General features: G+C 68.4%; 9 protein-coding genes and 1 pseudogene. 5 read left to right on the top strand and 5 right to left on the bottom strand.

Annotated elements, in window-relative coordinates:
- Positions 1 to 231: pseudogene (locus WA944_RS11470) on the bottom strand (amidohydrolase); the annotation flags it as partial.
- Positions 232 to 271: 40 nt separating this feature from the next.
- Between WA944_RS11470 and WA944_RS11465 the strand changes: the two are divergent.
- The gene (locus WA944_RS11465) at positions 272 to 1063 is read left to right on the top strand and encodes a purine-nucleoside phosphorylase (protein WP_526375039.1); all 792 of its coding nucleotides are present in this window, start codon (positions 272 to 274) and stop codon (positions 1061 to 1063) included.
- On the opposite strand, the gene WA944_RS11460 is transcribed toward WA944_RS11465, so the two are convergent.
- The gene (locus WA944_RS11460) at positions 1009 to 2145 is read right to left on the bottom strand and encodes an AbrB family protein (RefSeq protein WP_526375037.1); all 1137 of its coding nucleotides are present in this window, start codon (positions 2143 to 2145) and stop codon (positions 1009 to 1011) included. The genes WA944_RS11465 and WA944_RS11460 overlap by 55 nt on opposite strands.
- 79 nt (positions 2146 to 2224) lie before the next feature.
- Here WA944_RS11460 and WA944_RS11455 point away from each other — a divergent pair, with 79 nt between their 5' ends.
- Both WA944_RS11455 and WA944_RS11450 read left to right on the top strand, forming a co-directional pair.
- A complete protein-coding gene (locus WA944_RS11455) occupies positions 2225 to 2686 on the top strand; it encodes a MarR family transcriptional regulator (RefSeq protein WP_526375035.1) in 462 nt (153 codons plus the stop codon).
- Positions 2683 to 4293 (top strand): phospho-sugar mutase, encoded by a 1611-nt coding sequence (locus tag WA944_RS11450; protein ID WP_526646966.1) that lies wholly within the window; start codon positions 2683 to 2685, stop codon positions 4291 to 4293. The genes WA944_RS11455 and WA944_RS11450 overlap by 4 nt, the downstream gene beginning before the upstream one ends.
- Here WA944_RS11450 and WA944_RS11445 read toward each other — a convergent pair.
- Positions 4280 to 4723, bottom strand: a complete 444-nt coding sequence (locus tag WA944_RS11445) for a hypothetical protein (protein WP_526375031.1) — start codon at positions 4721 to 4723, stop codon at positions 4280 to 4282. The two genes, WA944_RS11450 and WA944_RS11445, sit on opposite strands and share 14 nt — an antisense overlap.
- Positions 4716 to 5336 (bottom strand): TetR/AcrR family transcriptional regulator, encoded by a 621-nt coding sequence (locus WA944_RS11440; RefSeq protein WP_526609729.1) that lies wholly within the window; start codon positions 5334 to 5336, stop codon positions 4716 to 4718. Before WA944_RS11440 ends, WA944_RS11445 begins: the two co-directional genes overlap by 8 nt.
- A 134-nt stretch (positions 5337 to 5470) precedes the next feature.
- On the opposite strand from WA944_RS11440, the gene WA944_RS11435 reads away from it, so the two are divergent.
- Positions 5471 to 7711, top strand: a complete 2241-nt coding sequence (locus WA944_RS11435) for an MMPL family transporter (protein ID WP_526646964.1) — start codon at positions 5471 to 5473, stop codon at positions 7709 to 7711.
- Between the two features lie 26 nt (positions 7712 to 7737).
- Here the strand turns inward: WA944_RS11435 and upp are convergent, their stop codons facing one another.
- On the bottom strand, positions 7738 to 8361 hold the full coding sequence (gene upp, locus WA944_RS11430) for a uracil phosphoribosyltransferase (protein ID WP_526375025.1): 624 nt from the start codon (positions 8359 to 8361) through the stop codon (positions 7738 to 7740).
- A 64-nt stretch (positions 8362 to 8425) separates the two neighbouring features.
- On the opposite strand from upp, the gene WA944_RS11425 reads away from it, so the two are divergent.
- Positions 8426 to 8722 carry a type VII secretion target gene (locus WA944_RS11425; RefSeq protein WP_526375023.1) on the top strand — a complete coding sequence of 99 codons (297 nt, stop codon included), beginning with the start codon at positions 8426 to 8428 and terminating at the stop codon, positions 8720 to 8722.
- Positions 8723 to 8886: the final 164 nt, after the last annotated feature.

The raw sequence follows: 8886 nt of genomic DNA, 5'->3' as shown, positions 1-8886 counted from the left end.
GACGACCAGCGAACCGCTGCCGTAGGACGCGCGGAACGCGGTGTCCAGACCGGCCGGCTTCGCGGTGATGTCGAAGCCGCGCTCGGCGACCAGCGCCTGGGTCTTGGCGCAGCTGCGGTGCTCGTTGAACGCCAGCTCAGGCTCGGCGTGGATGGAGTGGGAAAGCTCGATCAGATCGCTGCGACGTCGGTTCACTGCGTCCTCGACGCAGGACGGCGCGGCGGTTGGCATGCTGGCAGTATCTCACTGTCGGCGAACTAAGCTGCGGGGCATGACCCCGGCCGAGGACGCACGGCGCGCGGCGGCCGCCGTCGCCGAACGCACCGGCGTCGACGCGCACGACGTCGCCGTGGTGCTCGGATCCGGATGGGCCCCGGCCGCAGCACAACTCGGCGACGCGACCGCCGTCGTCCCGATGGGCGAGCTTCCCGGCTTCACTCCGCCCAGTGCCGAGGGACACGGCGGGCAGGTGCTGTCACTGCACGTCGGCGCGCACCGGGTGCTGGTGCTCGTCGGCCGAATCCACGCCTACGAGGGTCATGACCTGCGCCATGTCGTGCATCCGGTGCGCACGGCCTGCGCCGCAGGTGTGCACACCGTGGTGCTGACCAACGCGGCGGGCGGACTGCGTCCCGACCACGCGGTCGGCCAGCCGGTACTGATCAGCGACCATCTGAACCTGACCGCACGTTCGCCGCTGGTGGGTGCGGAGTTCGTGGACCTGGTGGACGCCTACTCGCCGCGGCTTCGGGCCATCGCCCGCGAGATCGAACCGGCGTTGGCCGACGGCGTGTACGCGGGTCTGCCGGGTCCGCACTACGAGACCCCGGCCGAGATCCGGATGCTGCGCACCCTGGGGGCTGACCTGGTCGGCATGTCGACGGTGCACGAGACCATCGCCGCCCGCGCGGCCGGCGCCCAGGTGCTGGGCATCTCCCTGGTGACGAACCTGGCGGCCGGCATGACCGGTGAGCCGCTCAGCCACACCGAGGTGCTCGAGGCCGGCCGTCAGTCGGCCACCCGGATGGGCTCTCTGCTGTCCTCGGTGATCGCCCGTCTCTGACCCCGGCGGCTCACCCACACCACCGCGCGCGCCAGCAACGGCGCGGCGAACAGCATCAGCAGGATCCGCACCACCTGGGCGGCGATGATGAACGTGACGTTGGATCCGGTCTCGACCGCGGTGGCCAGCACGGCGTACACCCCGCCGGGGCTGGTGGCCAGGTAGCCCTCGAGCAGGCTCAGGCCGGTGACGCGGGACAGCAGCACCCCCAGACCGGCGGTCGCCACCGTGAGGACGACGATCAGGCCGATCGCAGCCGGCAGCAGTCGCCCTACGGTGCGCAACGCGTCGCGGGTGAACGCCAGGCCCGCCTGCCAGCCGATCAGCAGATATCCCGCCTGGACCAGCAGCACGGGCACTGACAGGCCGAACGACAGGCCGCTGACCTCGAGCGCGACCGTCAACGCGAGCGGGCCGAGCAACCCGGCGCCGGGCAGTCGGACCAGCTTGCCGACGGTGCCGCCGATCAGCACCAGGACGATCACCATCGCGATGCTCAGATACCACGGAGCCGCCCCGGCGGCGACATCAGACCACGAGGCCTGGTCGGTGGGCGCGGTTGCGGCGTCGGGGCGGGATTTGTCCGCGTGGTAGATCAGCGTGACGACGACGGGCATCGACGCGGTGACCAGCGCCACCCGCAGGTACTGGACGACGGCGACGACGCGGACGTCGCCGCCGAGTTCGCGGGCGATGGCCACCAGCCCGGAGGCGCCGCCGGCCACCAGCGCCAGCGATCCGGTCAGCGGGGTGACGTCGCGGTGCAGGCCCAGCAGCGCTCCGGCCACGACGCTGAGCGCGAGCGTCGCGACAGCGATACCGACGACGATGGGCCAGTCGCCCCCGAGCGCGGCGAGCGCGTCCTCGTGCACCATCGTGCCGATGTAGACGCCGAGTACGCCCTGGGCGGCGACGCCGAGCCTGCGCGGGACTCCAGCCGGGCCGGCCGCCAGTAGCGCCAGCACGATGCCCACGACCAACGCCGCGAACAGCGCGGCCGAAGGCACACCGAGGAGGGTCAACGGCGCGGTCACGGCAACCGTCACCGCCGCCAGCAGCACCCACCGGAGTATTCGTCGCATTCCGATGCCAAGTATGCGCTTGTCATTTCAAGATCTCAAACAGCAGATCTCTGACTTGTTGCCAAGGTATAACTTGGTAATGTCTAACAGTGGCCCTCTTCCAGCGTCCTCGGCGGCCACCGAGCTACGGGAGTCGCTGATGGCCGTCGCGCGGCAGATGCGCAGGCACCGGCCCGACAACGGGCTGACGCTGAGCCAGATGCAGTTGCTCGGCGAGATCAGCCGCGCCGGCATCACCACGCCCGCCGAGCTCGGGGTGCGGATGCAGGTCCGGGTCCAGTCATTGACGGACTCGCTCAACGAGCTGGAATCGCGGGAGCTGATCGGTCGTCGCCCCGACGACACCGACCGCCGCCGCCAGCTCGTTGAGTTGACCGCCGCGGGCGCGGCGCTGCTCGACGCCGACCGTGCCGAACGCGACGCGTGGCTGCGCGACACCATGCGTGACACGTTGTCGCCGCTGGAGTTCGACCTGCTGATGCTGGTGGCGCCCCTTCTGCGCAAGCTGGCCGAGGCCGATACCGGCACACTGACGGAGTGATCTCACCCGCCGTACGCACCGCCGTGGCCGAGTGGCTCGCCCACGACCCCGATGCGGGTGCCGGCGCCGAGCTCGCAGCCTGTGACGACGACGAGCTCACCGACCGCTTCGCCCGACCCCTGACGTTCGGCACCGCCGGCCTTCGCGGCCCGCTGCGCGCCGGGCCCAACGGGATGAACCTCGCCGTGGTCTTGCGGGCGACCTGGGGGGTGGCCGAGGTTCTCCGCGACCGGTCCCCCGGTGCCGCGGTCGTGGTCGGCTACGACGCTCGGCACCGTTCCGCGGAGTTCGGCCGGGCGGCCGCTGAGGTCTTCGCCGCCCGAGGGTTCTCCGTCACGTTGATGCCCTCCCCCGTCCCCACGCCCGTCGTGGCGTTCGCCGTCCGCGGCATGGGCGCCGCGGCGGGTGTGCAGATCACCGCGTCGCACAACCCGGCCTCGGACAACGGGTACAAGGTGTATCTCGCCGGCGGGTTGCAGATCGTCGAACCCACCGACCGCGACATCGAGCACGCCTTTGCAGCAGCACCGCCCGCCGACGAGATCCCTAGGGCCTCAGTGCCGTTCGGCGGCGTCGCGCAGATGCGCCGCTACCTCGAACGCGCTGCGACCGTCCGCCGCGCCACCGGGTCGGCGCGGGTGGCGCTGACACCGATGCACGGGGTGGGCGGCGAGTTCGCCCTGGATGCGTTGGCGCTGGCCGGGTTCGGCGACGTGCACGTCGTCGAGAGCCAGTTCGCACCGGACCCGGATTTTCCGACGGTGGCCTTCCCCAACCCGGAAGAGCCCGGGGCCGTCGACCGCCTGCTCGCCCTGGCCGCCGAGGTCGACGCCGAGATCGCCGTCGCGCTGGACCCCGACGCCGACCGGTGTGCGATCGGGGTGCCCACCCCCGCCGGCTGGCGGATGCTCACCGGCGACGAAACCGGTTGGCTGCTAGGCGATTACATCTTGTCCAGTTGTCCGGATCCGGTTGTAGTAGCCAGTACCGTGGTGTCGTCGCGAATGCTGTCGCGCATCGCCGCCACGTACGGTGCGCGGCACGTCGAAACGCTGACCGGGTTCAAGTGGCTGGCACGCGCCGACGATCTCGACGGAACGCTGGTGTACGCCTACGAGGAAGCGATCGGGCACTGCGTCGACCCCGCGGCGGTCCGCGACAAGGACGGCATCAGCGCGGCGGTGCTGGCGTGCGACCTCGTGGTCACGCTGCGTGACCGGGGGCGCACGGTGCTCGACGCCCTCGACGACCTGGCCCGTCGCCACGGAGTGCACACCACCACGGCCGTCACCCGCAGGGTCGAGACTCCCTCCGCCGCAGCTTCTTTGATGGGCCGATTACGCGCCGCCCCGCCGACTCGGATCGCCGGTTTCGACGTCACCGTGACCGATCTTCTCCCACGCACCGATGCGCTGGTCTTCACCGCCGGCGACGCCACCACGTCGGTGCGGGTGGTGACACGCCCGTCTGGGACCGAACCGAAACTGAAGTCCTACATCGAAGTCCGGTGCACCGGCGACGTCGCCGCGGCCAGGGTGCGCGCCGAACAGTTTCAGAACACGCTCACCGCGGAACTGCCGCAGTGGGCGGGGGTCAGCGACGGCTGAACAGGTCCGCAACCGGCCGGTTGAACCTGCCGAGGAAAGTCGGGAATCTAACCGTCACATTCGGGTCGGCTGCTCGCCCCAGTGCGGTGAACGCTGCAGCGCTGTTGGCGCAGGGCGCTGATGAACCTTCGCGCAGCGGTGCGCGAGCAGTTTCGGACGGCCGGACGACGAAGGACACCACGGGTGTCAGCGCCGAGAGCAGGAGAAGTGCCGGTGAACGCAGCCGCTTCAGGTCGATGACAACAAACTTCGCGCCCACTCGGGTGGCTTCGGCGCTGGCGCGGTGTGTGCCGCCCAGCTCGAGGATGCGGGGGCGGGACGTCGCCGACGAACTCGAGTGCATCAGTCTGCATACGGCGATCAGCCAGCCTGCATCCGGGCCGCCGCACAGCGTGAGATCTGTTGCGGTGGAGCGCTCTCCGTCATTCACCGGGAATTCTCCCTGCTGGTTTCGGGTGGGCCGCCGAGAGGAACTGCACGCACCGCCTGATCTCCTCGCCCAGCGACCGATCAGGATTGCGTGCCCATCGCTGACCAGCGACCCGGACCGCGCCCATGAAGGCCGCCGCGTACACGGCCGGCGCCTCGTCGTCAACGCCGAGCTTCAAGCGGGCGGCGATCAACTCGACGAACTGCTTCTCCAGTTCGACGAAAGCGCCGAGTTGGAGCTTGGCCAATGCCGGAACGCCCATCACGATCTGCATCGACGATTCGAAATCTGAGGGAATGGAACCACCTTCGTCCATCTGGCAGATGGTCACCTCCGTGAGGTCTACGAACAGATCGTGTAGACCGCTGCGGGCGAGGAACGCCGACGCGGCCGTTGGGGGGATAGGAGGCGGCGTGGCGATCATCGCGGATTCTTTGCACGCGTAGTAGTTGAAGAAAGTGCGTACCGACACGCCCGCGCGTTCGCTGATGAGATCCACAGTGACCGCGTCGATGCCACGCTCCTGCACCAATCCCAACGCGACTCGGCGGATTTCGCGACGCGTGTGTTGCTTGCGGCGTTCGCGGAGCGTCGCAGGGCCAGCAGCAGGCACGACCGGGATGATACATGAAATGCAAACATTGCATCACATGCAAAACTGATTATGCTGGTATGGGCTGGGACGGGCCCAGCGCCGAGCCATGGAGTACACGTGACAATGCATGCCGCTTCCAGGACGACCTGAAAATGGCAGCTGTCCTCTACCGCGTCGGCCGATACGCCTACTCGCATCGCCTGCTCGTCATCGGCGTATGGCTGCTGCTCCTGTTGGCGGTGGGGGCCAGCACGACGCTGGCTAAACCCTTTGTGTCCTCGTTCGATTTGCCCGGTACCGAGTCCGAGCGGGCCAGTCAGATGCTCGACGCTAAGTTTCCCGGTCAAGGCGACGTCGCCATGCAGGCCGAGGCGAAGGTCGTGGTACAGGCCACCTCCGGCGCCACTTTGGATGCCCCGGAGAACGTCTCACGGGTAGACGCGCTCGTCAGCGACCTACGCGGACTCGAGCACCTTGCCGACCCGGAGTCGATCGTCAACCCGATGACCACACCTGCGCTCGCCATGCAGGTCAGCCCCGATCGCACGATCGCCTATTTCGATGTCCTCTTCGACCAGAAGTTCATCGACGTCGACGAGTCGTCGATCGACGAGTTCAATACCATCATCCAGGAGGCTCGAGACAGCGAGCTTACGGTCGAGGCCACCGGCACCCTGTTCAACGGCCAACCTCCCCAGCAGGGTGCAAGCGAACTGCTCGGCTTCGGCGTCGCCCTGATCGTGATGGTCGTCGCCTTCGCCTCACTGGTCGCCGCCAGCCTGCCGATCATCACGGCCATGGTTGGAACCGGCATCTTGGTCGCTAGCATCATGGGCGCGACGTCCTTCATCCAGATGGATTCGTCTGCGCTGATGATCGGGTCGATGATCGGGATCGCGGTGTCGATCGACTACGCGTTGTTCATCGTGTCGCGGTTCCGTCATGAGCTGATCGACACCGACGATCGAGCGCACGCTGCGGGCAGGGCCGTGGGTACGGCGGGATCGTCGGTGGTCTTCGCTGGCCTGACCGTGGTGATCGCCCTGGTTGCGTTGTCGGTCACCGGCATCCCGATGATCTCAAAGATGGGGTTGGCCTCCGCGTATGGCGTCGTTGTTGCCGTCTCCACGGCGGTGACACTGCTGCCTGCGGTTCTCGGTCTCTTCGGCCGCAAGGCGTTCCACGGCCGCATCCCGGGTCTGCGCCGGGGCGACGAGCCCGACACCGTACCAAGCAATGGGTTGCGGTGGGCGCAATTCGTTGTCGCTCGGCCAATTCCAGTGCTCCTTGCCGCGGTCGCACTGCTGGGGGTTCTTGCCCTCCCGGTGACCAGACTCGAGCTGGGGCTCAACATCGTCGGCGGTGAGCAGAAGAAGGCCATCGAGTTGATCCAGACGGGTTTCGGCGAGGGCGTGACCGGGCCGCTCATGGTGATCGCCGACGGGGGCGGCGCAGCCGACGCGACGGCCGCCTTCACCGACCTCGCCGAGGAGGTCAAGGCCCTTGACGATGTTCAGCTGGTTGCTCCCCCGGAACTCAACCAGGACGGCTCCGGCGCGCTGATCGTGGTAATCCCCAGCAGTGGTCCATCCAGTGCGCAAACCCAGCAGCTGATGCACCAGATCCGTGACCTGGAGCCATCTTTGGCGCAGACGACCGGACTGCAATTCGGGGTCGCCGGCCAGACGGCGATGATGTCAGACCTTTCGGACGCCCTGCTGAAGTCGCTGGCGCCGTACTTGGCCCTGGTGATCGGGCTGGCGTTCCTGGTGCTCATGCTGGTGTTCCGGTCGCTACTGGTGCCACTGACCGCGACCCTCGGATTCCTGCTATCCGTCGGCGCCACGTTCGGCGCGTTGGTGTCGGTCTTCCAGGACGGCCTGTTCGGCCTCATCGACGATCCCGGCCCCCTGATCAGCTTCCTGCCGGTCATGCTGATCGGGCTGGTGTTCGGCCTTGCGATGGACTACCAGGTGTTCCTGGTGACCCGGATGCGCGAGGAGTACATTCACGGACCACGCACCAGAGCCGGAGCCAAATCCGCTGTGATAGTGGGCTTTCAGCACGGCGGCCGCGTTGTCACCTCCGCAGCCGTGATTATGATCTCGGTGTTCGCCGCGTTCATGCTCTCGCCCGAGACCGTCTCCAAATCAATGGGGTTCGGGTTGGCGGTCGCGGTGTTCTTCGACGCTTTCATCGTCAGGATGGCGATCATCCCGGCGGTCATGGCACTGCTGGGCACCTCGGCGTGGTATCTGCCGCAGTGGCTGGACCGCATCCTGCCCGACGTCGACATCGAAGGCGAGCGGCTCAGACAACTGACTCCGGCGGTTGCGCAGCCGGCCGCGCCACAACTCGTGACCACCGGCACCGGCGGCCGCCACAGACGCTGACGTGTATCCCGACCTTCCGGCGGGAGTCAGCGCGGGCCGAACTGCCGGTCGCCGGCGTCGCCGAGACCCGGCACGATGTAGGCGATGTCGTTGAGACCCGAATCGATACTGGCGGTGAACAACCGCAGCCGCGGCGCCACCTTCTCGACCGCGGCGATGCCTTCCGGGGCGACGACGACACAGATGGCGGTGACGTCGACGGCGTCGCGGGCGTAGAGCAGCTCGATGGTGTGCACCATCGAGCCACCGGTGGCCAACATCGGGTCGAGCACGATCACCGGCTGCCTGCTGAGATCCTCGGGGAGCGACTCCAGGTACGGCGTCGGTTGATGGGTCTCCTCGTTGCGGGCGACACCGACGAATCCCACGCGGGCCTCGGGGATGAGGGCGTGGGCCTGATCCACCATGCCCAGACCGGCCCGCAGCACCGGCACCAGCAGGGGCGGGTTGGCCAGCTTCGTCCCGGCGGTGTCGGCCATCGGGGTGCGGACGGCGACCGTGTCGACCGCCAGCTCGCGGGTCGCCTCGTAGACGAGCATCAACGTCAGGTCGCGCAACGCGGCCCGGAACGCCGCGTTGTCGGTGCGTTCGTCACGCAGGGTGGTCAGCCGCGCCGCGGCCAGCGGATGGTCCACAACGCGCACGTCCATGGATCCTGACCCTAATGGGAACCGATCCGGCTTTCCCGGCGTCCTAACTTCCATGGTCGCGCGTTTGTCTGCAGACACCGAGTTCATCCGCGCCTACGGGTCGGCCTCGCGGGGTCACGCGGCGGACCTGATGGCGGTCGTCGCGCGGCTGACCGCGCTGGACGCCGGCTCCGCTGCACTGCTCGGGCCGGTCGGCTCCCGGTTCCAAGCTGCCCTGGCCCGAGCGATCGACTGGGAGGCCGGCACCATCACCGATCTCGGCAGCGCCGTCGCGGCGGCACACCCCGCGGCCTCGGCGACAGCACAGGCCTACGAGGGCGCCGACGCCGCCGCCGGAGTCCGGCTCGCCGGGGACTGGTGATGCCCAGCGCGCTGATCACGGCGTTGTCCACGCCGATTCGCCGGGTGCAGGCGCTGGTCGGTCCCGGATGGTCCGGAGACCCGGCGGCCGACCCCGCCGCGGCGCTGGCTGCGACGCGCGACATGCTGGCCGACGTGGCGCACTCGGCCACGCAGGCCTGGCAG

The sequence above is a fragment of the Mycobacterium sp. genome (assembly GCF_049683355.1).
In the GTDB taxonomy this organism is placed as follows: Bacteria; Actinomycetota; Actinomycetes; order Mycobacteriales; family Mycobacteriaceae; genus Mycobacterium.
This window is presented reverse-complemented; position numbering and strand designations above follow the sequence as displayed.

What these genes read in the sequence shown, in the direction of transcription:
- WA944_RS11465 (WP_526375039.1), top strand. Translation starts at nt 272, where the DNA reads ATGACCCCGGCCGAGGACGCACGGCGCGCGGCGGCCGCCGTCGCCGAA.
- WA944_RS11460 (WP_526375037.1), bottom strand. Translation starts at nt 2,145, where the DNA reads ATGCGACGAATACTCCGGTGGGTGCTGCTGGCGGCGGTGACGGTTGCC.
- WA944_RS11455 (WP_526375035.1), top strand. Translation starts at nt 2,225, where the DNA reads ATGTCTAACAGTGGCCCTCTTCCAGCGTCCTCGGCGGCCACCGAGCTA.
- WA944_RS11435 (WP_526646964.1), top strand. Translation starts at nt 5,471, where the DNA reads ATGGCAGCTGTCCTCTACCGCGTCGGCCGATACGCCTACTCGCATCGC.
- upp (WP_526375025.1), bottom strand. Translation starts at nt 8,361, where the DNA reads ATGGACGTGCGCGTTGTGGACCATCCGCTGGCCGCGGCGCGGCTGACC.